Here is a 22,817-nt window from a genome sequence, read left to right on the forward strand (position 1 = left end):
TCGCCTCTGCGTTTGAGTGGGAGGTTGACAGTGGAGGTGAGCTAGCGACGTATCCCAGCGAGCACGTCGGCGACCCTCGCAGTGACGTCGCAGGCCCGCACCATGAGTGATTCGAGACGGCGCAGGAACGCCGATGGGCCGCCCGGCACCAGACCGTCGACCGCGTTGACCTGGATCACCGCCTCCGCCGGGCCGACCGCACGGCAGACGACCTGCGCCAGCGTGCGGGCCGGAAGAAGTACTGGCCGGTCGGCGGAGACCCTTGTCGTGACGGCCAGGGCACCCGGGTCGGAGCCGCTGCGCACAGCGATCGCGCGGGATTCCCCGGCTACGGGCAGGTAGTTGAAGTAGCAGAAGCCGTCCCGGTCCGTGCCGCCGGGCACGGACCCCTCGATTCGGCCCAGCTCGTCCGGGTCGTAGTCGGTCATCCGGAAGGCGGCCAGTGCCGCCCGGTATCCGGTCGCGAAATACTCACGCACCGACTGGCTGGCATCGACGGAGAACGGCACCAGCGCGTTGAGGCAGTGCGGAGCCACGTACGCGTCGGAACCGAAGGAGTGCCGCCTCGCGTAGGTGGTCTTGAGCAGCGTGCCGGCGGACTGCTGGTGGAAGGCGACCAGCAGCGCCACGCAGCCCATCAGGCACAGGGACGGTGTGATCTCCAGGGCCGACGAGATCCTCCGCACGGACTCCGAGACCGCCGCCGATGTGATCCTGCTCCCCGCCCCCTCCCCGCCCGCGCTCCGCGCGCCTGCGCCGGCGGCCGCGTCCGGCAGCGCCCGGGCCGCTGGTGTACCGCCCAGGACGTCACGCAGGTACCGCGTGCCCTTGCGGCTCCTTTCCCGGTACCGGGCCGTCCCCTCGACGGCCGCCTGGTCGACCGGCTGCCTAGCAGCGGGCAGGTGGTCGCCGGCCGTGGGTCCAGTGAGCCGTCGCAGTTCGTCGCGGAGGATCCCGACGCCCCACTGGTCGACGGCCTGATGGGACACCCCGAACACGACGCGGCGCACGTTCCCCCCTCGGCAGAGCAGGACCACGCGCATCGCTACGCTCAGCCTGATATCGAAGGGAACCGCGCAGATGCGGCGCTGCGTGCGCTGAGCTAGGGCGTCCAGGTCGTCCGCTGCCGCGTCCTCGACTTCCACGGAGAACTCGCCGACGTCCGAGACGTGTTGTCTCACCATGCCCTGCCGCATGAGGTAGGTGGGCACGGGGGCGGGGAACCGGAAGGAGGTCCGCAGCGTCTCGTGGCGCCCGACCAGGCTGCGCAGCGCCGCCACCGCCTCCTCGACGCCGACTTGCGCGGGTGGCTCCACCTGTGCTCCCACGCTTGGCGCGGCCTCTGTCATGGCGTTCTTGGCTAGGTGGTTGAAGTGGGCTTTCTGCCCCCAGGTGAGTGGTCCTTCACGGCGACCGGAATCCGTGATCGGGAACCTTTCAGCGAATTTCACCCTCACCCCCTCCTCACTCGACCTGCGATCGGCCGTCGGTCGGCAAGACTCCCTGCCCCGCAATTCCGCAGGACCTCCGCGGTCCGGGCTACCGTCCGTTCCCAGGTGTACCGGGCGGCATGCCTGCGCCCCCGTTCTGCCAATTCCTCGCGCAGGAGCGGTTCGCGTGCGAGCCGGCCGATTGCCGCGGCGATACTGTCCGTGTCCCGGGGCTCGAAATAGAGGGCGTTCTCCTGTAGAACCTCCGGAACCGCGCCGGAACTCGTGGCCGCGACGGCAGTACCGCAGGCCATAGCCTCCAGCGGCGGCAGCCCGAAACCCTCGAAGAGCGACGGATAGACGAGGAAGTCGGCTGCCGCGTACAGGTGCGGCAGAAGATCCTCTGGGCAGTGGCCGATCGGGCGCACGCGGTCCTCTGCGCCGTACTCGCGGAGAACCGCGGAGAGTTCCGCTGAAGGAGGCAGGGTCAGCACCATCGGGTAGCCCGGCCCGAAGCACTCCTCGCGGGAAACGGCGGCAACCAGCCTGGTGAGGTTCTTCCGCGGAACAGCGTCGCCGACGTAGAGCCCGAAGGGCGCTGCCAGGCCAAGGGCCTGCGCGACCACACGTCCGGAAAGTTCCTGGTCAACAGGGCCGGGTGCCAGGCAGGGCGCCAGGTGGGTCACGAAGACTCCTGCGGCGACATCCCAGCGCTCCAGGACGTCGGCCCGGGTGTGGTGCGATATGCACATGACGGCCGCCGCCTGCTCGGCGCATTTTCGCGCCCAGGAAGAGTAATACGCCGTGCTTTCCGCCGTGTTGTAGCCGCGGTGCCGCTCGAACGCGAGGTCGTGCACGGTGACCACTTTCGGCCCCCGCCAGCCGCACGGCGCCATGAAGACGGGGCCGAAGAAGACATCATGGTCGATCTTCTCGAGATATCGGAGGGCGACATCCTGCTCCCACAGCACACGGCGATCGTAGAACCCGTCCGGGGTCGGGCAATCCGTCGGGACGACCTCGACCCTGAAATGCGCGTTGGATTCCGGGAGTTCCGCCCGGTCGTACGCGAAGTCCGGCAGCAGTGCGACGACGTCGAAGTCCTCCCGGGCCGCCAGCCCGCTGATCACACGTCTCGCGTAATTTCCCACACCTCCCGACCTGGAGGTCGACATGGCATCGATGGTCAAACGCACGTGGACGCACTCCTGAAACGTATCGGGAATTTCCAGTCTCGACTGCACTCCCGCGAGCGGGCATTCTCCTCGGGCCGAAACAGACGATACAAGGGTCGACACGAGTGACACAAGAGGATGACGCGACACTCGGGCGTCAGATGTAATTTTACACTACAGGAAAACCATGGTGTGAATTTGTAAAATAATTCCCGAGACGCAATTGCATGCGATGCGCGCCCAGGTCGGCGCTGGCAGGGCGCACAATTGAGAGACGTCATTCCGCTTGCTGGTCGGATTTGTCGCGTCCGGCGCGCCGCGGGGCGCCGGCCACCGCGGTGCCGCCTCCGGGCTGTGGGGCCGCCTCCTGTGCCGTTCACCGCCCGGTGGGCCAGCCCTGGGGCGCGGGACGCGGTGCGGCGGCTCACCCGGGGTAGCGGAATCCGCCCGGCCGCCCGCTTTTAGCCGCCGACGTAGGACAGGGCAGCCAGGAGGTCGCGGGCCTGGTGGGGGTTGATCACCGATCGCGGGTCGACCGACCTGGCCTGCTTCGGAACCCGCCAGCGGATCCGGTTCAGCGGATGACTGCCCAGCTCCCCCTGCCCCATCGCGTAGTACAGGGCTTTCACCAGGACCTTGCGCTTGCGCCGCACCGTCTCCGGCGCCGCCGCGCTCCCGTCGCGCCTCAGGCGCAGCGCCCCCAGGACGCTGCGGGCCACGACCGGGTCGTGGAAGTCGACCAGCGGCGGGGATATCGTGCCCGCTCGCACCAGGACCCAGGAACGCCCACGAGCGCAGCGCCCGGTGCAGCACATCCTCACCCGGCCGGCCAGGCACATCCCACAGCATCGCCCGCGTGACCAGAGCCAGCGCCTCACTCGTCTCGTTGCGCCTGGTCGCCGCCCGTCCCACCCAATGATCCCGCGCGTAGGCGACAGCGAACGCGTACCAGGTCAGCTCCGACGGCCCCGAGACTCGTAAGGCCCCGGACCGGACGGAGCCAGCCCCACCCGGATCGCCCGCGCCAGCTCCGCACCGAACTCCCCCGCCACCGCAGTCACACCCCGGCCGCGATCCACCGGGACGTCAAGCCGGAACTCCCGCACCCGCTGGCGGCCGATCACCAGACCGCCACCCACCCCGGCCAAACCGCCCTGCACCAACTGCTGCACCATGCCCATTCCCCTCACGTCGAGGAGGCAGGACTGCCCACCACCCAAAGGCGCCATCCGCACGACACCCCGAGCAGCCCAACCCCCACCCGCCCGTGTCCCCCTTTTGCCAGGGGAAACCCAGGTCACCCAGCGCAACCGGAAAGCACGTTCGCCCGGTCGCGCTCCTTCACGCCCCCCAACGCCGGCCTCGACCAGGGATGCCAGCGCACCGGCAGGGGTACGAATCCGCGTGGCCGACCGACACTGGGAAACCTGACAGAATCTCAGATTTCAGCTCGGAGCAAGTGGCGTATTTGTGACGCAGAGCGCATAATGAAGCGTCAGATAAAGCTCTGACCTGCAGAAACTCCGGAAAGAGCTCCCTCCGAAGCCGTTGCTGTTTTTAGCGGCACTGTTTCCCTGCGCGTTGATGCCGTGGCGGCATCCGCGGTCCCGAGCGTTCCGTTGAAAACGCTGCTCGCACTACCGGGCGATGTCCGTGCCGCCTGCGCTCGTACCGCCTGCCCCTGACACTGTGCACACCGCCGCCCCAGCCTGCTGGTGACACGACCAGGCCGGTCGCCCGCGCACGGATGAGGCCAGCCGTCAGTGCCTCCGCCCGAGGGGCGTCGGCGTCTCCACGAGGGCGATAACACGGAAAATACCGTCAGGCAAAACGCATTTCCTGATGAAGATGGACAGTGAACCGCAGGTCGGCCAACGGGTGCTCCCCAGCAGGAGGGCATCCGTCTCAACGGCTGGACTCTGCGCGTTCTCCCGCCCGTTGCCGTGTCTCAGCCCTGAGCCGACGCCAAGGAAGTGCATGCCGCAAGACCCCGCCATACCCGTGACGGACGCCGAGGCAGCCTGCCCCGCCACCGAAGCCAACCCGCCCCGCCCGCAGCCCCCGCGGCTGCTGACCACCGAGGAGACCACCCGGCTCCTCCGCGTCGACCCGTCCTCCGTGCGGCGCTGGCGCGCTGAGCGACCTCCACAGGGACCGCCGTTCATCCGCCTGTCCGAGCGCGTCGTCCTCTACGACACGGGCGACCTGCAGACGTGGCTGGCCGGGCGGCGCACCACACCCGGCGCCCGGCGTAAGACGGCCTGATTGCCCTACGTCCATGACTTGCCCATCGCAGTCCCGCTGTCGGCCGACATCGAGCACCGCCCCGACCGGAGCCTCCCCTACAGGGCCCGCGTGCGATGGGTCGACCCCCACACCAAACAGCGCACGTCGCTCTCGCAGTCCCACTCCACGCGGGACGGCGCGCAGGAGTGGCTCGACGCCCTTCACACCTCCGCTGCCCGCGGAATCGACCCCACTGCCGCGACCCAGACCCTCGCCGAATACGGAACCGCGCACATGACGCTGGCGCTGCGCGGTCTGGAGCCCAAGACCACCGACCCCTACCTGGCCGGGTGGCGGCTGCGCGTCGTGCCCGCGCTCGGCCATCTGCCGGTGACCATGGTGACCAACGGAGCCGTCGACCGCACCACCTACGCCTGGATCGCCGACGGAGAGGGCCGCTCCACCGTCAAGAACACCCTGGCGGTCCTGGTACGCGTCATGGAGCAGGCCGTCCGCGACGGCCTCATCACCGCCAACCCCGCCCGCATCAAGGGCTGGCAGCGCCAGTACCAGCTCGCCGAAGACGAACTCGACGACCCCCGCTCGCTCGCCCTGCGCGACTGGGCGGCCCTGCAAGACCTCGCCGCGGCGCTTGTCGCCCGCTCCGCCGACCAGTACCCGGGCTGGGGCGACGCCGTCACCTTCGCCGCCTCCACCGCCGCCCGCATCGGCGAGGTCTCCGGCGCCCGCGTCAAGGACATCGACCTCACCAACTGGATCTGGACACTGCGACGCCAGACCACCCCCTCCCCCGGCGGCCTCGCCGACAAGAACACCAAAGGCAAAACCGCCCGCCGCGTCCCCCTCATCCAGGAGGTCCGCCCGATGGTCGCCCAACGCGTCCTCGCCGCCGGCAGCCGCCCCGACGCCCGCCTGTTCACCGGACCCCGCGGCGGACGCATCACCACCGCCGTCCTGCACGACGCCACCCACTGGGACGACGCCGTACGCAAGCTCGGCTATGAACATCTGCGCCGCCACGACCTCCGGCACACCGGCCTGACATGGATGGCCGACGCCGGAGTCCCCCTGCACGTCTCGCGGTTGATCGCCGGACACGGCTCCCTGCACACCACCCAGCCCTACCTCCACCCCGACCTGCAAGCCGTCATGAACGCCGGCCGCACCTTCAGCACCCACCTGACCGAGACACCCGGACTACCGGCGCCCGCCCCAGGGCTCTCAGCAACCCTCCGCCGCTTGTAGGAACCGCACAATCCGCACCCGAATCACGTGATCATGGTCCCCAGAAAAACAGCCTCTGACCTGCGGGTTTTCTAGAGCCATGATCCCCAAGTGGTCCCCGGCTACTGACCCGTCATCAGACGGGCATCATTCCACAAACAAGGAGAGGCCCGCTGACCTGGCCATATGCCAGGTCAGCGGGCCTCTCTGCACCGTCGGGACGACAGGATTTGAACCTGCGACCCCTTGACCCCCAGCGGTCGAGAACAAGTGCGCCCAGTGTTCATCCGTCCAGAGACCCAGGTCAGGGCCTATCCCATCCGCCCCGCACGACACCTGATACCGCCTCATGACGCACAGTCCGTGAGAGCCGCGTGAGAGGCTCACGAATCGGCGGCAAGCGCTGGTGACATTCCGTGTCAACGCCTCCGGCAACGGTGCGGCACGGCCGGGCAGCAGGCGGCATGCCGGGAACTCGGCCGAGGTGGTGTCGACGCCCCCATCTCAACGGAGTCTTCCGGCGCGGAGCGCTGGGGTGACGTCCGCGAGGAACGCGGACTCACTTCTGCTTATGCCGTCTACGACATATACGGTGGAGCTTAAGGTCGACCTGTACCCCATCGAGATCGAGCCGGAGGTCCGATCACGGCTCGAACTCCTGGCAGACTTCGGAACCCATTGGCATTTCAGATCCGGTTGCCCTTGCGCTGAGACATTTGGGTCCGGTATGTCATCGCTTGTCGCGCCGTACCACGCATCGACGACCAGGACGACCGGAGCCGCACGACGGCCCCACCGCAGGCTCCACAGACGGCGACCCTCTTCCGCCTTGGGCCAAGAAGCAGCGCGCGCAATGGCGACCTCCAGGGCATCGGTCCCGTCCGCGATGAGTACCTGCTCCGTGGACAGCCCGGCCGGCGCCCCTGAGGGTTTCGGCCAAGGGATCTCACGGACATCGGCATCCCCAGGAAGGTGTCCGTGGTCACGTCACTCAATGCCGTCCCCGCATTCCCTTGATCGTCCGGCTAGTCTCCGTATACTGCCCCACCGCATGAGCGAGCGGGAACGGCCCTGGTCGAAGCGATCCGACGCACCACCCTCGCCGCACCCGGGGGGCGGCCGCCCGGAAAAGTTCGACGGGGATCATGGTGATCTGCGTACGCTCGACCGCTATGACCTATACCGCCTTCAAGGCGAACGAACGGACGGCCAAGCGCGTCCGCGCGATCGTGCCCCAGCTGATAGCCGCCGCCGATGACGCCCTGAACACCGGCGCGCTCGCTGACGTTGCGTACCGCCCGGCGTTCCCCCTCCTCGCGGGATGGTGGCAGTTCACCAACCGCACCGCGGACGCGATGCTGACGCTGTACGACGCCGGTCACGGCGCGGTGGCCGCTCCGCTGATGCGAAACCTGATCGGCCACGCCTACGCCATGCACTGGCTGGTCGACAACGGCCAGCCCGCCGTCGATGCCGTGGAGTGGGCCTCCTGGAATGGGCGCAGGAAGCTCCTCGACAACCTGATCGAGGTGGACTGGAAGCTGCCGGACGAGGGGGTCGACATCGGCAAGGAGCCCGCCTTCGAGCACACGGAGGCGGAGGCGAAGCGCCACAAACGCCTCATCGGGGAGATCGACAAGTTCGTCAACCTCGTGCGGGCCTACGGGGATTCGATCCTGTACCCGGTGTACCGCAACCTGTCGGGCTACACCCACACCACTGAGCTGACCGCCGCTACGTTCGTGGAGCAGGACGACGACGGCCGGATCACCGTGCACCGTGAAGAGCGCACGGACCGCCTCGTGGACATCTGCTGGATGGTAGTGCCGCTGCTCCAGGCGGCCAGCGTGATGAGTCCCGTACTCACCACGGGCAAGCCGCTGAAGCAGCTGGTGATCAAGGCATGCGGAGACCTGGGACTCCCGGAAGACCTGCTGCCTCGGCGCAGGAAGTGACCGCGAAGGCGCCGTCAGCGGCCCTCGTGTAGGGACCTGGCCAGGAAATTGTTCGGGCGGGTGCCGGGGTGGTAGACGACCTTGGCGAACACCGTGCTGCCGCCGGATTGAAAGCGCAGCGCCCTCGCCCGGCGTGGCCGGATGACGTGCGGGCGGGTGCCGTCCAAGACGTATCGCACCGCTGGGTGGTCGCACACCACGACGCCCACCAGCCCCCGGGGGCCTCCTCGACGTCGGAGGAGACGTAATCTCCCATGGAGCCCGGGGCCTCCCGGGCCGCGATCTCCGCCACCCGGGCCGCGCGCTCACGTAGCCTGGCTCCACGCGGCTGCCGCGCTGGTGCAGCAGGCGCGCAATACAGCCGGGGTTGATGTCGACACTGACGTGAAGGCTCACGGGCTCTCCTCGGTCGGGCAGCCGCAACTCGGTACCGCCACGGTGAGGGCCTGCTCCACCCCCATACAACCGCCTTGCGGCTCCAGCACCCGGCCCCGGCCGATCACGAACTGCGGTCCCCGCCGCCGCGTCCCGGTCGTGGGCAGGCAGCACATGAGCGCGGTGAGCACGCTGGTGGCATCCACGTGGGCGACCTGCGCGGCTGCGGCCAGCTCCCCGCAGGTGGGGGGCACCCGCTCTCATCCAGGGTCGGCGCGCATCGCAGGAGGGTGACGACCAGGTCCACCGCAATCGCCGTCGGCGCAGCGCAGTTGCGGACGCCCTGCACCTGGCGGTCCTCCAGCGGGAACGCCACCGTCGGGTGGATCCTGGCGACGTGCACGGTCAGTTGCCCGCCCGGGTCACGGGCACCGCAGAGATCGTTGCACCCGTCCCAAGCCGACGCTCCGGGAACGACGCAGGCCCGGCAGGGGCACCCCGGCTGGTCGGCCACTTCGCAGGCGACCGCCTCCAGGGTGGCGCACACGCAGCCCAGCACGGTCTCCGCGAGCTGCTGGACAGCAAGAGGGCTCACGGCCATGTGGTCGCCCTCGGGCGCTTGTAGTCCGGCGAGTAGACGCGGGAGGGGGACGCGAGCCGGCTCGGATTGACCGTCGTCAGCCACAGGTCCACCAGCGGCAGGCCGGTGCGTCCTTGATCGAAGACGACCGTGGGGTCGAAATCGGAGACGGTCACGCTCTGCCGCGTCGTGGTCGTGCTGCCGTGCCGTGCCGGCTTGGTGACGTTGCCCGGCAGCCGGCACGGCCCGCACGTCCCCACCGGCAGGCAGGCCTTGACCAGCTCGCACGTCAGCTCCGAGACGGCGGCAATCGCGGCCTTGCCCAGGGGCAGGCCCCACCGGTACGCGACGGTGAAGGTGCCCTGGCCTGTGGGGCTCGTAAAGTCATCGCTGCAGGTGGGGCCCGCGTGAGAGGCGTTCGCTGGCGGCTGGGATGCTACGCGGGTGATCATCTCGACGGTGTATCGGATCACCCGTGCGTTGCTATCCGTGCCGGGCGTCCTGCTGCGCCGCAACACGGCCAAGGACGCCGAACTGCTGGTGCTGCGGCATGAGAACGCGGTGCTGCGACGGCAACTCGCTGGTCCGGTCCGTTACGAGCCCGCGGACCGGTTCTGGCCGGCCGCGCTGTCGTCGCTGATACCGCGGTGCGACTGGGGGCGGGTGTTCCCGGTCACCCCGGGGACGCTGTTGGCCTGGCACCGCAGGCTGATCGCGAAACGGTGGGACTACTCCGACCGACGTCGGCGCACCGGCCGCCCACCGACGGCGGCCGCGCTCAAGAAGCTGGTGCTGCGTCTGGCGCAGGAGAACCCGCAGTGGGGTCACCGGCGGATCCAGGGTGAACTGACCAGGTTGGGGCATTCGATCGCGCCGTCCACGGTCTGGCAGATCCTGCACGCGGCTGGCGCCGACCCGGCCCCGCGTCGCACCGGCCCGAGCTGGCGGGAATTCCTGACCGTCCAGGCCGAGGGGATCGTCGCGGCGGACTTCTTCCACATCGACACGATCACCGGCAAGCGGCTGTATGCGCCGGCGTTCCTGGAACACCGCACGCGCAAGCTGCACATCACCGGCGTGACCGCGCACCCGACCGCCAAGTGGGCGGTCCAGCCGGCCCGCAACCTCACCGCCGACCTCGGCACCCGCGTCGGGCCGGTCCGATTCGTGCCGCGCGATCACGACAGCAAGTACACCGAGCCCTTCGACGCCGTCTTCAAGGCCGAAGGCATCGACGTGCTGCTCAGCGCACCCCGAGCGCCGCGGATGAACGCCCATTGCGAGCGCGTCATCGGCACGATCCGCCGAGAGGCGCTCGACCACGTTCTGGTCATGAACCAGGCCCACGCCCGACGCGTACTTGCCGAGTACCAGCACCACTACAACGCCCACCGACCGCACCGATCACAAGACCAACGGCCACCCGAAGCCGCGCACCAGCAGCCGGACCGATCCGTGAGTACACCGGGCAAGCTCCTACGGACGCGCATCCTCGGCGGAGTCATCAACCAGTACCAGTACGTGGCTTGAGCTGCAGCGATGACTTTTCGAGCCCCACAGGTGTCTTCGGTCAGGACCTCTTCCAGCTCGAGCATATTCAGCTCGTCCAGGGCGTGGGCGTAGTTCGCCACCGCCTGCTGGAGTTCGGCGATCAAGAGACCACCGTCAGCACGATCTTGCCTTGGATGTGGCCCTGGGCAGCTCGCGTGTGTGCGCTGCCCGCCTCGGGCAGCGGGTAGGTGCTGTCAACCCCGACCTGGAGCTTGCCCTCGTCGAACAGGCGGCTGACCTCGGCGAGCTGAGGCCCGTTGGAACGCACCTGGATGTTCGAGACCGTGATGCCCAGACGCGCCGTCTCTTCCGGGTCGTACTGGGCGAAGAACACCGGAAGCATGGTGCCGCCGCGCTTGAGCACGGTCAGGAAGCGTGAGCTGTCCGGGCCACCGACCGTGTCAATCACCAGGTCGACGGCGCTGACCACGTCCGCGGCCTGCGTCCTGGTGTAGTCGATGAACTCATCGGCGCCGAGCTTGCGCAGGAACTGCTCGTGCCGGCCCGAGGCTACCGCGATGACGTGTGCCCCCTTCCATTTCGCCAGCTGCACCGCGAAGTGGCCCACTCCACCGGCGGCCCCGTTGACCAGCACGGTCATCTCTGGCGTGATCGGCACCGGCTGGTGCACCTGGCCGGTGAAAGGAGACGGCACGTCGTGGCCGAGATCAACCAGGTACTGCCAGGCTGTGAGCACGGCCATCGGCGCCCCGGCCGCCTGCACGTGGTTGATACCGGTCGGCTTGTGAGCCAGGTCCGAAGCCGGCGCGGCCACGTACTCGGCGTACGTCCGGCCGTCGAATCCGGGGAACCGCAGCATGCCGAAGACCTCGTCACCGACGGCGAACCCCAGCACGTCCGGAGCGACCGCCTGGACCACGCCCGACATGTCCGTTCCGGGGGTTAGGGGGAACTCCAGCGCCGGCCTCATCTCGGCCGGCATGACCTTCATCCCCTCACGCAGGTACCAGTCCGGCGGGTTGATGCCCGCCGCGTGCACCCGGACGAGCACCTCGCCCGGGCCGATCTCGGGAACCGGCACCTCGTCATACTGCAAAACTTCCGGCCCGCCCGCTTCGTGGAACTGGATCGCCTTCATCGCGCTTGTCGCTTTCCTAGGGGAAACGTTGCTCCTTCAGTCAAGGCCCAGGACGGCATGGCCGTCCAAGACCGGTTCGGCAACCTGATCATTCCGAAACGGCATGACACGTATGGTGGAAGGGTGAACGATCTCGGACAGGACCTGGAACTGCGGCTGGTGCGCTACTTCACCGTGGTGGCGGCGCACCAGCACTTCGGCCGGGCCGCCGCTGACTTGCACGTGGCCCAGCCGGCGCTGAGCCGCCAGATCCAACGGCTCGAGAAGCGTCTCGGCGCACGGCTGCTGGACCGCATGCCCCAGGGCACCCGGCTCACTCCGGCCGGCCAGAGCTTCCTCCCCCGGGCCCAAGCCCTCTTGCAGGCCGCCCGCCAGGCCGAGCTGGCCGTGCGTGAGCAAGCCGCGACCGAACGAATCGCCATCGGCTATGTCGAAGACCTGGTGATCACTGCCGCCGTACGGGAACTACGCCGCCGTCATCCGGACGCCGAGATCGCCACCCGGCACCTAAGCTGCCGCAACGTCGGGGCGCTGTCCGACAAGCGCGTCGACGCCCTGATCGCGCGGGCCCCGCTGCCGCTCGCCGCCGGCGACGTGTTCACCACGCCACTGTATGAGGAGCCCCGGATGCTCGTTGTCCCGAGCAGCCATTCCCTGGCCGACCGCGCGTCGGTGACTGCGGAAGAATTGGCCGGCGCGGAGGCGGCGCCATGCGCGTTCGAGACCGCGGACTGGAGTTCCTACCGGATCCTCGGGGCCGGTGTGCCGCCGATCGAGAGCTACGAGGACAAGCTCGAACTCGTCGCGAGTGGCAGGGCGATCGCCGTGCTTCCGGTCGGCGACCGGCGCAGCTCACTGCGTCCCGATCTCGTCACCGTCCCGATCGAGGGCGCTCCCCCCAGCCAGGTCGTCCTGGTCAGCCGCAAGGGCGACCCGAATCCGATGATCAGGAATCTCCGGCTGGCTGCCGAGGCCGTCCTGACCGCCCCGGCAGCCTGACCGGGACCAGCCGACCCGATTGGCGCTGAACTGCACCAAGCGGTACTCGCGCGCGCCGTGTTCGTCGCGCATCTGCCGGTATCGCTCGGGGTTAGGTTGTGTCGGCTCAGCGTCGCGACGAACGCGATCGGGTAGAGGTGGTCGTCGGCGGGGCTGTCGATGCCGGTGACGTACAGGCCGTGGTGAGTGATGAAGCCGTTCTCCAGGGCGTCCTCGCCGGGGATCCAGAGGTGTTCGGCGAGGTGGGTGGTGCCGTCTTCGCTGGCCTCGATCTCGTACAGGGCCGCGGTCATGCGCCCGCTCCGGTACTGGTACTGCCGGACGCCTTGAGCACGCGCGGCAGATGGACGTGCAGGTGCTCGACTGCGACCTCGAGGCCGCAGTCCCGCAGTTCACGGGCCAGCAGTTCCGTAAGGCCGCTTGCACGGTGCCGACCTCCTGCGCAGCCGTTGGCGATGCGGCGGGGGCCGGCGGGGAGGTCGGCGTAGTCGGCGAGGTTGGCGAGCAGTTCGCGGGCGCCGGGGGTGTTCAGGACGACGTCCTGGACGCGGGGGTGGAATCCGTCCAGGTCGAGGATGTCGCGGGCGGCGGCCGGGTCGCGCAGCCGGTCGCGGACGTCCTCGATCCGGTCGGCGGTCGGCGGGACGGGGCTGCCGTCCGGGCCGGTGGGCCTGCGGAGACGGTCTGGGAAGCCATCGCCATGGTTTTGGAGCGCCTTCCCGTCGGCTGCGGGTCGGCCTTCCTCGGCACTCCGGAGGAACTCACTGTCCACGAGGCGATGCAAGGGCAGCTCAACAGTTGAATGACAAAATTAGAGGCTGCCCGTCATCTACGTGACTGCCCGGTTGAAGTGCCGGCCTGCTCGGCCGAGGTGGGCCGGGACGCGGAGGGCGCCCCGGCCGTGTCCTCTATTGTGCGGATGATCGGCAATGCCGACCGCCTTCGTGGTCGTCCGGAGCGGTGCGGTGATGTGGTTACTGGGGTGCCAGGGGCGTGCAGTTGTTTCCGATGTACATGCCGCCGCTGGTCGGCGTCACGCTCTCGCAGGTGGCACGCACGTTGTGCCCCGCCACGTAGCTTCCGCCGACAAGGGGGTTCCACTGCCTCCAGGTGTCCGCGTTGAAGGTGTATGGGCCACCCGTGTCGGTGAACGGGTCGCAGTTGTAGAAGCCGCTGTTGATCAGGACATCGCCGCAATGGACGGTGGTGGCTGCCTGTGCCTGTCCGGCGCCTGCGAGAAGGCCGCCTATCACCAGGGCTGCGCCGACCAGGGCATGAACGCCGGTTCTGGTCTTCGTATGCGTACGCGACATGTTTTCTCCTACGGCTCGGGAATTCAGCGTAGGAGCTGAAAACTGGCAACACACCACCGGGAATCACGCCAAATGGCGTGAAGTCGGCACTGTGCAGATTGGTTTGGCCTGGGGTGTGTGGTGAACAGGGCAGGCTCTTTTCCACCGGCTCGATGGTGCGAACTCGTCGAGAACCTGCGCCGCTGCTAGCCAATGCGGTGACGTGCGAGATTCCGGGCCCCGCCGATGGGCCCGGGGTCCGGTCGTGCGGGGGAGCGGTCGGAGGTTGTCCAGGTAGTGGTTCTTCCCGCTCCGAGGGCGGTCCCAACTCCTTGATGATGCGATCTCTCGGGTTTTAGGCAGTGGTTGTGAGAGACAGGTGGTCGCGGGCCTGATGCTGCCGATCGGTGGCTGCCGATGCCCAGCCTCCTGTTCGCTCGCGTTCGAGGAGTCCAGCGCGCCCTCCTGGTGGCGCTGGTCCTCGTGCCCGTGCTCATCGTGACGATTGCTCTCGTCCCGGCCTTGATCCTGCTGCCCTTCGTGCCTCCCGAGCCGCCCAGGTTCGTGGGCTGATGGCACAGCTGACTACCTGGACCAGGGCTCTGCTGCTGAACAGCAACGACAAGTAGCTGCCCGAAAGCGCAAATAGGCCCGGTATCCCCGACGCGACGTCGGGGATACCGGGCCCCTGTTGGTGTCCAGATGCCGTCGTTGTAGTAGCCCTCCCAGTACCTGCAGCCGTCCCAGTGGCCGGTCGTGTGCTCGATGATGTACCCGTCGCCCTGGCGGTGGAAGATGACCCGGTCGGCCAGTCTGTCGCTCTCGCTGGTGAGCTGGATGTAGTCGTAGTTGACGTACACCTCGATGCCGGCGTACCAACGGCATAACGGCGACGACGCCGACCGGACGCGGAGCCCCGGCGCCCACCGGCCCGGGCCGCCCGGCCGGGGCTACCCGCCCCGGTGGGCGGTCTGGCGCGGCCGGTCTCGGGTGCGCACGCACGGGTCTGCGCGGTCCTCCGGCTCGCCGAGTGCTACTCGGCGAGCCGGATTCGCTCACAGTGTCGTGAAGTTGCCGAAGGGCACACGGTGTGGATCGCTGGCCGCCTTCGGCCGGGGTTGAGGGGCGCCCTGCGCGGCCGCGGGGGACGAGATCAGCAGGTGGTGTCATACTGGCGGAACCAGGCGTCGCTGTGGCCGTTGCCGTTGCCGTAGTAGTACCAAGTGCCGTTCACGTACTGCCCGTAGCCGTTGAAGTTGATGCCGCCTCCAGGACCGACGGAGTAGACCCAGTCGTTGCCGCCGGGAGAGGCGTAGAACGGCGCGGTGACGCCGGGTTTGACGTAGCAGGTCGCTGTGTCGGCGGTGGCGCCGGCGGGCGCGGCGGCCGCGATCCCGCCGGCACCCAGTAAGGCTGCGGCGCAGGCGGCCGCCAGAGCTTGCTTGGAGCGACGCATCATGATCTTCTCCAATCGTTTGCCTTCACTGCCTTTACAGGCAGATGCGTGCGCCGGGGCTCCTGCCCGCTGCCATCAGTGGGACACGGTCGGCAGTCCGCGCCCAGGATCTACCGGGCCGCTTCACGCCAGCACCAATACATGAGAAAACCACGCATACCCTCTATCCGCTCACCCGGCTCACCTGCCCTCACTCACATCTCCCCGTGACGAACCCACCGGTGCGAGCCATTGCCTCGCGGAAAGGGTCACAGGCGGCGAGAGTTGACCGGATACCGCCCGGATGATGCAGCACGCGGACAGCAGTACGTCCGGATTCGACCAGAGCGCTGTTTCTGAACTCGTAGCAGCAGATCAAGGATGCTAGTCCGGTATGCGGGCTTTGTGTAAGCGTTCGGGGAACGGTCACGGGGACCCTTCCCCGAACTGAACCGTTCCGGGTTCGGTGGCCGGCTTCCTACGGCACCCGGACCACGGCTGCGGCTGCGGCTGCGGCTGCGGCTGCGAGTGGGATGAGACCTGGCGCATGCTCTGGACGCCCGTGGGTGTGGACCGTGCGCGGTGTGCGGGGGATGAGCTCTGCGGGATCGTCGCCGGACTGGAGGTGGGGGTTGCGGTTGCGGTTGCGCCCGAGAGCCTCAGTAGTTGCCGTGGTCGCGGCAAGTGCACGGGGTGGTATAGCTGATCACCACCTCGGGATGGCCGGTGATGTCCTGAGTGGCGACCGCCCCGGTGGCGGAGGTGGTGACAAAGGACGAACCCGCCCCGCCTCCACCGCCGTTGACCCCGCCGGCCCCGCCACCGAACCAGCCACCCCCACCGGCACCCGCTTCCGACCCGGCGCCGCCGCCCGCACCGGGCCCGCCGGACAGGCCGCCGTTGTTGCCTCCGCCGCCCGCCGTGCTGCCACCGCCTCCGCCGCCCGCACCGCCCGAGTTGCTGTCGTTGCCGCCGGCCGCGCCGCCACCGCCTCCGCCGCCCGCGACCGTGGCAGCGCTCCCGCCGCCCAGGCCGGCCTGGGTGCCGCCACCGGTCTGGCCCGCACCTCCGTTGCCACCGTCGCCGCCCGCCGCGCCGAACGTGCCGCCGGGGTGGCCGGGCGCTCCGTCGGAGCCCGTCCCGCCGGTGCCAGCGGCGCCGCCGGCACCGGCGCCGTTGCCACCGCCCGCGCCGACCGTGCCGGTGCCGGCTGCGGTGGGACCTCCTCCGCCGCCCCCGCCGGCCACCACGAGCCGCGGGTCGCCGGACGTGCCAGTGGGTGTACAACCGGGGGCGGACACCGAGCAGATCTGGATCGCGCTGGCGCCTCCGCCGCCCGAACCCCCGGCGCCCGCGCTTCCGCCGCCGCCGGATCCGCCGGTGCTGCCGTTGCCCGCGCCTGCGACCTCCACGTAGTACGTCCGTCCGGGTGTCACCGCAAGGTTGGCGGTCACATCCGCGCCGAATCCGCCCGCGCCACCGCCCACCCCCGCGGCGCCGGGCGCACCGACGACCCTGACGCTGACCGCAGTGACCCCGCTGGGCACGGTGAACACCGACTCGCCGGTCGCTCTGTAGGTGCAGGTGGTGGCGGTTCCGGTGACCCGGCAGGGGCCCACTTGGCCAGAGGGCGCGGCGTAGGCGGAACCGGCCGCCAGCGGTACCGCGGCAAGCGCCGGCACGAGGGTGAGCGCCGCGGTTCCCGCCTTGACGTGCCTCCAGGCCCGTCGGGGCGCGAGGGTCACTCGATCGTGGACAGCCATGGTTGGACTTCCCTTCGTCGAAGTACTTCAATGCACAGTCGAGGGTCCTGCCGTGCGGCCACCTCACGCCCGGGGCCTGCGCTGGCTGCGGCACCGCGTCCGGCTGCCCGGAAGAGAACGGATCCGGCCCTGCCCTCATCCGCTTCCGCCTCCCCGTTCGACAGCCGCACCAGCGCGGAAGCGCCGCGGATCCACCCAAACGGCCGCGTCAAAAGGTTCTGAGAGGACGTTCCGGTTGAAGACCTGCTAGTTCATGGGTTGTGCCAGGTTGTGGGTGTTTCGCCGGTTGCTCGTTTCGCGAGGTTGGAGATCATCGCGAGGCGGATCATGCTCTCGGAGTGGGCGGGTTTGGTCTCGTAGTCGCGGGCGAGGCGGCGATGCATCATGATCCATCCAAAACTCCGCTCCACCACCCACCGCCGTGGGATCACGGAGAAGCCTTTGACCTGCTGGTTTCGCGGGACGACGTCGACGTCGATGCCGAGCGTGGCGCCGTGCTCGATCGCCTTCTTCTTGTAGCCGGTGTCGACCCGTGCCTTGCTGATGGTGGGGTGGTCGGCGGCGATCTGGGTGAGGAGCTGTATGCCGGCCTCGTTGTCCGAGACGCTGGCGGCGGTGACCATGACCAGTAGTAACAGGCCAGGAGTGTCGATGGCGATGCTGCGTTTTCGGCCGGCGATCTTCTTGCCGGCGTCGGTGCCCTGGGTGTCGGTGGGCACGCTGGTGGCGGTCTTGACGCTCTGGGCGTCGATGACGCAGGCGGTGGGTTCGGCGGTGCGTCCTGCCTGCTCGCGGACCATCCGGTGCAGGTGGAGGCCGAGTTTCTCGATGGTGCCGTCGGCGGTCCAGGAGCTGAAGTAGCCGAACAAGGTGGTGTGGGGCGGGAAGTCGTGTGGCAGGTAGCGCCAGGGGACGCCGGTCCGGTTGAGGAAGAGGATCGCGTTCATGACTTCTCGCAGGTCGGTGACCTTTCCGCCGAGGTTGAGCGAGGTCTTCTGCCGCTCGGCCCGCCAGGCCGTCAAGATAGGTTCCATCAACGCCCAGCGGGCATCGGAGAGATCACTCAAATACGGCTCACGCTGCTCCGAAGGTCATGAGACCACTCATGCACGAGGCCCCCAATCGGGCATATCGCTCGATCGGGCGAGGCAAAAGGCAACTTAAGGACTCGTAACACGATCTTGGTGATCGTTGCTGGTGAGGCGTGACCGATGCGATGATTCGCCCGTTCGTGATGGCGTGAGCAAGAAGCCATGGATCGTGGACGACGAGCTGTGGGCCCGGATCGAGTCGTTGCTGCCGGCTTGGCCGGAGCGGTCGCCGGGCCCGCGCCCGGTGGACGACCGGCTGTGCCTACAAGGCGTCCTGTTCGTGCTGTACACCGGCATCACCTGGCAGCAGCTGCCGTTGGAGCTGGGCTTCGGGTCCGGGCAGACCTGCTGGCGGCGACTCGGCCGCTGGCAGCAGGCCGGGGTGTTCGATGCCTTGCACCGCATACTCCTGGCGGAGTTGAACGCGGCCGGATTGATCGACTGGACGCGCGCCTGCGTGGACGCCTCCCACCTGCGTGCGAAAAAGGCGGCGAGGCGACCGGCCCCTCGCCCGTCGACCGACGCAAGACCGGCAGCAAGCACCACCTGATCAGCGACGGCGGCGGTATCCCGTTCCACGTGATCACCACCGCGGCCAACGTCAACGATGTCACCCAGACCCTCGCCCTGGTCGACGGCATCCCACCGATCGCCGGCCGCGTCGGTCATCCCCGCAAGCGCCCGGACGCGCTCCTCGGCGACAAGGGCTACGACAGCAACCCCAACCGTCAAGAATTCCGCAAACGCCGAATCCTGCCCGTCATCTCCCGCAAGGGCGAACGCGACATCATCGGCCTCGGCACGCTCCGCCACGTCGTCGAGCAGACCTTCGCCCAACTCCACCAGTTCAAGCGACTCGCCGTCCGATGGGAACGTCGCCTCGACCTCCACAACGCCTTCGTCTCACTCGCCTGCGGCCTCATCTGCTGGCGACGCCTCAATCGACAGACACAGTGATCGTGTTACGAGCTCTTAGCAGCGGCAAAGATGAAGCCCCGTCAGGTGCGTCCTGGCGGGGCTTCTGCGGTGGGTGACGGCAGTAGTTGACGGCATCGTCAGTGGACGGTGGCTCCGCACAGCGGCGGGTCGTCGCCGTCGTCGCGGTTCGACTCGTCGCTGACAGGACCGTCAAGGGCGCTGCTGAGGGTGTCGATGGCATCGCGCTGGAGACGGAGCCGGATGTGGGCGTAGACGGAGGCAGTAACGCCTATGTGGGCGTGGCCGAGGAGTTCCTTGGTGACAACAAGCTCGCGCCCTGTTCCAAGAGCAGCGTGGCCGTGGAGTGGCGGAGGTCATGGAAGCGGATACGGCGGAGGCCAGCTTTGCGGAGGAGCGTGGTGAAGCTGCGGGTGAGGTTAGTCGGGTCGATCGGTCCGCCCTGGGGAGTGTTGAACGCGCGCCCGGTGTACTGCCACGTGGTTGCGGGTGCCGATAAATCATCCGCCCAGGCCACGGCCTTGATCGCTGTCTTCGGCTGAGCCAGCCCCTCACCCCGAGGTCTTCACCTACCCGGGGCATCGGCAGCATCATGATCTGTCGTGCTGCTGCGCCTGGCCTTGCCCCTGCCGAAAACCTCATCCGCCCTGGTGGGCGCCGGTTTGTGGGCTCCGAGGGGGCTCGGGTATGGACGCTCGAAGTGGGCACTCCCGCACGGCTGCTGCCCGCCCCGGCATGACGGTCGATTGTGCTGCTGCGACTGGCCTACCCCACCGTGACGAACGCGTTCGCTCTACTGCGCCTGCTGCCGATGACCGACCGGGACAAGGACGCGGAGATCCTCGCCCTGCGCCATCAGGTCACCTTGCTGGAACGTCAACTCGACAAGGAGAAGGTTCGGTTCGCCCCGAGCGATCGGGCGTTCCTGGCAGCCCTGCTGCACCGGCTGCCGATGCAGGTGCTGCGCCAAGTGCGGCTGCTGGTGCGGCCGGACACGGTGCTGTGCCGGCACCGGGACCTGGTCGCCCGCCGCCACGCTGCCGTATCCCGGCCCAAGCGCCCGGGAAGGCCGCGGACCGTGCACTCCATCCGCGCCCTGGTCCTCCGCCTCGCCCGGGAGAATCCCCACTGGGGCTACCGCCGCGTCCACGGTGAACTCCACGTTCTCGGGATGCAGGCGGCCGCGTCCACCGTCTGGGAGATCCTCAAGGACGCCGGCATCGACCCGGCACCCGAGCGGGCCTCCAGCACCTGGGCGGACTTCCTGCGCTCACAAGCCGACGCCCTGCTGGCCTGCGACTTCCCCGAGACAGTCACCCTGTCCGGGACGCGGCTGTATGCGTTCGCCATGATCGAGCACGTCAGCCGCCGGATCCGGATCCTCGGTGCCACCGCACACCCGACCGCATCCTGGGTGACCCAGGCCGCGAAGAACCTCGTCATGGACCTCGAAGACGCCGACTGCCGGGCGCGGTTCCTGATCCGGGACCGGGACGGAAAGTTCCCCGCCCTGTTCGACGCCCTCCTCAACGATGCGGGGATCCAGGTGGTGCTCAGCGGCGTGCAGATGCCGCGCATGAACTCGATCACGGAACGGTCGGTACAGACCTGCCGGCGCGAACTGCTCGACCGCACCCTGATCTGGAACCAACGGCACCTGCTCCACGCACTACGGGAGTTCGAAGACCACCACAACTCCCACCGACCCCATCAGGGCATCGCCAACGCCCGCCCGCTCCACCCGCTGCCAGCGCAGATCGCCGATCCGGACAAGACTTCCCGCCTCGACATACGACGACGCGAACGACTCGGCGGCATCCTGCACGAGTACCAACATGCCGCCTGACCTCTGCGGATGAGGTTTTCGGCAAGGGCAACGCCACCGAGGATGTCGCGGACCTGATCGGCGTCGAGTCGTCCACTCTGCGGCGCTGGCGCACCTCTACCCCGTTGCAGGGGCCGCCGTTCGTACGGCTGACCTCCCGGGTGACGATGTACAGCGTGCCGGACGTCCAGGCGTGGCTGGCCTCGCGCCGGATCGATCCTGAGGCGATCCTCTGACGGCGGCGCAGACGCCCCCGCAGGGCGTGAAACTGGCCGCGGACATCGAGTACCGGCCCGGCAACCCCAACCCCCACCGCGCCCGTGTGCGGTGGTTCGATCCGCAGACACGCCGGCGGCTCTCCCGCTCGGAGATGCTGCCGACCGAGGACGCCGCCGAGGCCTGGGTCGAGCGGATGCAGCGGGCTGCGGGCCGCGGTCACACCGGCCACGGCCACCATGACACTGGCCGAGTACGGCAACGGGGAGTGGGACCTGGCCATGCGCGGGCTGGAGGCGAAAACCCTGGACCCCTACCGTGCGGGCTGGCGGCTGCGGGTCGTCCCCTCGCTCGGCCACATCCCCGTCCAGCTGTTCACCAACGGCGTGGTGGACCGGGCGGTGTCCGCCTGGATCGCGGACGAGTGCAGCCGCTCGACGGTAAAGAACAGCCTCGCCGTCCTGGTCCGGGTGATGGAACAGGCCGTCCGTGACGGGATCGTGGACCACAACCCCGCCCGGGTCGTCGGCTGGCAACAGCAGTACAAACACGCCGAAGACGAGCTGGACGACCCGCGCTCCCTCGCCCTGCCCGACTGGGACGCACTCGACAAGCTCGCCGTCGCACTCGTCGCAAGATCGGCCGGCGGATTCGAAGGCTGGGCCGACGTCGTGCGCTTCGAAGCATGCACCGCCACCCGGATCGGCGAGGTCTCCGGGGTACGCGCAGGAGACATCAACCGCGAGCAATGGACGTGGGAGGTCTGCCGGCAGACCACCCCCGGACCCGGCGGACTGACCGACAAGGGCACCAAGGGCAAACGGCGCCGGACCGTGCCGATCATTGAGGAGATCCGCCCCATGGTCGCCCGGCGCCTGGACGGCGCCGACCCCGACCCCATGGCACGGCTGTTCACCGGACCCCGCGGCGGCCGCATCAGCACCGCCGTCCTGCGCGACGCCACCCACTGGGACGACGTGGTACTCCGGCTCGGCTACGAACACCTGCGCCGGCACGACCTCCGGCACACCGGCCTCACATGGATGGCCGACGCCGGCGTCCCCCTGCACGTCCTGCGCGTCATCGCCGGCCACGGCTCTCTGGCCACCACCCAGCGCTACCTCCACCCCAGCCGGCGCTCCATCGACCTCGCCGGCGCCGCGCTCTCCGCCCACCTCAACGGCGGCACGGTCAACTTCCCGTTGGCGCCGGCTGGTCCCAAAGTGGTCCCAAAGCCGCCACCGATACGGCACCTGTGCATCGTCCGCTGAAAGGGTCCGCAGGCACGAAGAAGCCCGCTGACCTGGAGTTTTGTACTCCGTCAGCGGGCTTCGTGCACCGTCGGGACGACAGGATTTGAACCTGCGACCCCTTGACCCCCGGTCGGGTAAACGGAGGGGATTTCCCCGGCAAACGGGACGAACTCTCCGGGCTATATGACCAGTTGCGCGAATATCGCTCGCAGACGCGCAAGCCGTGTGGTCCCCAGAGGGTCCCCAATACCTCACGGGGTCCCCCTCCTTCGCTCGTCTATTCCGGCATCCCGCCGTTGGCAGGAATACACAACCCCGACATCCGTTCGGCGGCGCAGACTACGTGCGGGGACCTGCCAACTACCAGACCG

At 68.6% G+C, this 22,817-nt stretch carries 21 protein-coding genes and 1 pseudogene; 8 read left to right on the forward strand and 14 right to left on the reverse strand.

Annotation, left to right across the window (positions count from 1 at the left end; genetic code table 11):
- Window positions 1-41: 41 nt before the first annotated feature.
- The 4 genes from OHA86_RS06710 to OHA86_RS06725 form a co-directional block, all read right to left on the reverse strand.
- Window positions 42-1,316 (reverse strand): condensation domain-containing protein, encoded by a 1,275-nt coding sequence (locus OHA86_RS06710; protein WP_329173327.1) that lies wholly within the window; start codon window positions 1,314-1,316, stop codon window positions 42-44.
- A gap of 137 nt (window positions 1,317-1,453) precedes the next feature.
- The gene (locus OHA86_RS06715; RefSeq protein WP_329182250.1) at window positions 1,454-2,605 is read right to left on the reverse strand and encodes a glycosyltransferase family 4 protein; all 1,152 of its coding nucleotides are present in this window, start codon (window positions 2,603-2,605) and stop codon (window positions 1,454-1,456) included.
- Window positions 2,606-3,066: 461 nt separating this feature from the next.
- Complete coding sequence (locus OHA86_RS06720; protein WP_329173329.1) at window positions 3,067-3,375, reverse strand: hypothetical protein; 309 nt, start codon at window positions 3,373-3,375, stop codon at window positions 3,067-3,069.
- 183 nt (window positions 3,376-3,558) lie between these two features.
- Window positions 3,559-3,780 (reverse strand): hypothetical protein, encoded by a 222-nt coding sequence (locus OHA86_RS06725; protein ID WP_329173330.1) that lies wholly within the window; start codon window positions 3,778-3,780, stop codon window positions 3,559-3,561.
- Window positions 3,781-4,582: 802 nt separating this feature from the next.
- On the opposite strand from OHA86_RS06725, the gene OHA86_RS06730 reads away from it, so the two are divergent.
- From OHA86_RS06730 to OHA86_RS06740, 3 genes are all read left to right on the forward strand, one after another.
- The gene (locus OHA86_RS06730; protein ID WP_329173331.1) at window positions 4,583-4,870 is read left to right on the forward strand and encodes a helix-turn-helix transcriptional regulator; all 288 of its coding nucleotides are present in this window, start codon (window positions 4,583-4,585) and stop codon (window positions 4,868-4,870) included.
- A gap of 18 nt (window positions 4,871-4,888) precedes the next feature.
- Window positions 4,889-6,097, forward strand: a complete 1,209-nt coding sequence (locus OHA86_RS06735; RefSeq protein WP_329173333.1) for a tyrosine-type recombinase/integrase — start codon at window positions 4,889-4,891, stop codon at window positions 6,095-6,097.
- Window positions 6,098-7,248: 1,151 nt separating this feature from the next.
- Window positions 7,249-8,031, forward strand: a complete 783-nt coding sequence (locus OHA86_RS06740) for a DUF5677 domain-containing protein (protein ID WP_329173334.1) — start codon at window positions 7,249-7,251, stop codon at window positions 8,029-8,031.
- Between the two features lie 14 nt (window positions 8,032-8,045).
- Here OHA86_RS06740 and OHA86_RS06745 read toward each other — a convergent pair whose 3' ends face one another.
- The 3 genes from OHA86_RS06745 to OHA86_RS06755 all read right to left on the reverse strand — a co-directional run bounded on the left by OHA86_RS06745 (window position 8,046) and on the right by OHA86_RS06755 (window position 9,459).
- Window positions 8,046-8,210, reverse strand: coding sequence for a hypothetical protein (locus OHA86_RS06745; RefSeq protein ID WP_329173335.1), 165 nt, complete (start codon window positions 8,208-8,210; stop codon window positions 8,046-8,048).
- 213 nt (window positions 8,211-8,423) lie between these two features.
- A complete protein-coding gene (locus OHA86_RS06750) occupies window positions 8,424-8,660 on the reverse strand; it encodes a hypothetical protein (protein WP_329173336.1) in 237 nt (78 codons plus the stop codon).
- A gap of 337 nt (window positions 8,661-8,997) precedes the next feature.
- Window positions 8,998-9,459 carry a hypothetical protein gene (locus tag OHA86_RS06755; RefSeq protein WP_329182689.1) on the reverse strand — a complete coding sequence of 154 codons (462 nt, stop codon included), beginning with the start codon at window positions 9,457-9,459 and terminating at the stop codon, window positions 8,998-9,000.
- Between OHA86_RS06755 and OHA86_RS06760 the strand changes: the two genes are divergently transcribed.
- Window positions 9,431-10,516 carry an integrase core domain-containing protein gene (locus OHA86_RS06760; RefSeq protein WP_329173338.1) on the forward strand — a complete coding sequence of 362 codons (1,086 nt, stop codon included), beginning with the start codon at window positions 9,431-9,433 and terminating at the stop codon, window positions 10,514-10,516. The genes OHA86_RS06755 and OHA86_RS06760 overlap by 29 nt on opposite strands.
- A gap of 121 nt (window positions 10,517-10,637) precedes the next feature.
- On the opposite strand, the gene OHA86_RS06765 is transcribed toward OHA86_RS06760, so the two are convergent.
- Complete coding sequence (locus OHA86_RS06765) at window positions 10,638-11,636, reverse strand: NADP-dependent oxidoreductase (RefSeq protein ID WP_329173340.1); 999 nt, start codon at window positions 11,634-11,636, stop codon at window positions 10,638-10,640.
- A 123-nt stretch (window positions 11,637-11,759) separates the two neighbouring features.
- Between OHA86_RS06765 and OHA86_RS06770 the strand changes: the two genes are divergently transcribed.
- Window positions 11,760-12,635, forward strand: a complete 876-nt coding sequence (locus OHA86_RS06770) for a LysR family transcriptional regulator (protein ID WP_329173342.1) — start codon at window positions 11,760-11,762, stop codon at window positions 12,633-12,635.
- A gap of 289 nt (window positions 12,636-12,924) precedes the next feature.
- Here OHA86_RS06770 and OHA86_RS06775 read toward each other — a convergent pair whose 3' ends face one another.
- The 5 genes from OHA86_RS06775 to OHA86_RS06795 form a co-directional block, all read right to left on the reverse strand.
- Complete coding sequence (locus OHA86_RS06775; protein WP_329173344.1) at window positions 12,925-13,407, reverse strand: RapZ C-terminal domain-containing protein; 483 nt, start codon at window positions 13,405-13,407, stop codon at window positions 12,925-12,927.
- Window positions 13,408-13,609: 202 nt separating this feature from the next.
- Window positions 13,610-13,948: a hypothetical protein gene (locus OHA86_RS06780; protein ID WP_329173345.1), complete on the reverse strand. Its 339-nt coding sequence runs from the start codon at window positions 13,946-13,948 to the stop codon at window positions 13,610-13,612.
- A gap of 1,132 nt (window positions 13,949-15,080) precedes the next feature.
- Entirely contained in the window at window positions 15,081-15,386 is a 306-nt protein-coding gene (locus OHA86_RS06785; RefSeq protein ID WP_329173346.1) for a hypothetical protein, read from the reverse strand.
- A gap of 635 nt (window positions 15,387-16,021) precedes the next feature.
- The gene (locus OHA86_RS06790) at window positions 16,022-17,125 is read right to left on the reverse strand and encodes a hypothetical protein (protein ID WP_329173347.1); all 1,104 of its coding nucleotides are present in this window, start codon (window positions 17,123-17,125) and stop codon (window positions 16,022-16,024) included.
- 251 nt (window positions 17,126-17,376) lie between these two features.
- Window positions 17,377-18,192 (reverse strand): IS5 family transposase, encoded by an 816-nt coding sequence (locus OHA86_RS06795; protein WP_329173349.1) that lies wholly within the window; start codon window positions 18,190-18,192, stop codon window positions 17,377-17,379.
- 172 nt (window positions 18,193-18,364) lie between these two features.
- On the opposite strand from OHA86_RS06795, the gene OHA86_RS06800 reads away from it, so the two are divergent.
- A protein-coding gene (locus OHA86_RS06800; protein WP_329173351.1) for an IS5 family transposase occupies window positions 18,365-19,173 on the forward strand; the annotation gives its coding sequence in 2 pieces (ribosomal slippage) (window positions 18,365-18,682 and window positions 18,685-19,173; 807 coding nt in all).
- Between the two features lie 98 nt (window positions 19,174-19,271).
- On the opposite strand, the pseudogene OHA86_RS06805 reads toward OHA86_RS06800, so the two are convergent.
- Window positions 19,272-19,645, reverse strand: a pseudogene (locus OHA86_RS06805) (tyrosine-type recombinase/integrase); the annotation flags it as partial.
- Between the two features lie 255 nt (window positions 19,646-19,900).
- Between OHA86_RS06805 and OHA86_RS06810 the strand changes: the two are divergent.
- Window positions 19,901-20,998, forward strand: a complete 1,098-nt coding sequence (locus tag OHA86_RS06810) for an integrase core domain-containing protein (protein WP_329173353.1) — start codon at window positions 19,901-19,903, stop codon at window positions 20,996-20,998.
- Window positions 20,999-21,432: 434 nt separating this feature from the next.
- The gene (locus tag OHA86_RS06815) at window positions 21,433-22,464 is read left to right on the forward strand and encodes a tyrosine-type recombinase/integrase (protein WP_329173355.1); all 1,032 of its coding nucleotides are present in this window, start codon (window positions 21,433-21,435) and stop codon (window positions 22,462-22,464) included.
- Window positions 22,465-22,817 lie beyond the last annotated feature (353 nt).

The organism is Streptomyces sp. NBC_01477, assembly GCF_036227245.1.
Classification (GTDB): Bacteria; Actinomycetota; Actinomycetes; order Streptomycetales; family Streptomycetaceae; genus Actinacidiphila.

Coding starts and splice junctions, on each gene's coding strand:
- OHA86_RS06715 (WP_329182250.1), bottom strand. CDS start 2,605: ATGTCGACCTCCAGGTCGGGAGGTGTGGGAAATTACGCGAGACGTGTG.
- OHA86_RS06815 (WP_329173355.1), top strand. CDS start 21,433: ATGACACTGGCCGAGTACGGCAACGGGGAGTGGGACCTGGCCATGCGC.
- OHA86_RS06725 (WP_329173330.1), bottom strand. CDS start 3,780: ATGGTGCAGCAGTTGGTGCAGGGCGGTTTGGCCGGGGTGGGTGGCGGT.
- OHA86_RS06785 (WP_329173346.1), bottom strand. CDS start 15,386: ATGATGCGTCGCTCCAAGCAAGCTCTGGCGGCCGCCTGCGCCGCAGCC.
- OHA86_RS06740 (WP_329173334.1), top strand. CDS start 7,249: ATGACCTATACCGCCTTCAAGGCGAACGAACGGACGGCCAAGCGCGTC.
- OHA86_RS06765 (WP_329173340.1), bottom strand. CDS start 11,636: ATGAAGGCGATCCAGTTCCACGAAGCGGGCGGGCCGGAAGTTTTGCAG.
- OHA86_RS06730 (WP_329173331.1), top strand. CDS start 4,583: ATGCCGCAAGACCCCGCCATACCCGTGACGGACGCCGAGGCAGCCTGC.
- OHA86_RS06790 (WP_329173347.1), bottom strand. CDS start 17,125: ATGGCTGTCCACGATCGAGTGACCCTCGCGCCCCGACGGGCCTGGAGG.
- OHA86_RS06780 (WP_329173345.1), bottom strand. CDS start 13,948: ATGTCGCGTACGCATACGAAGACCAGAACCGGCGTTCATGCCCTGGTC.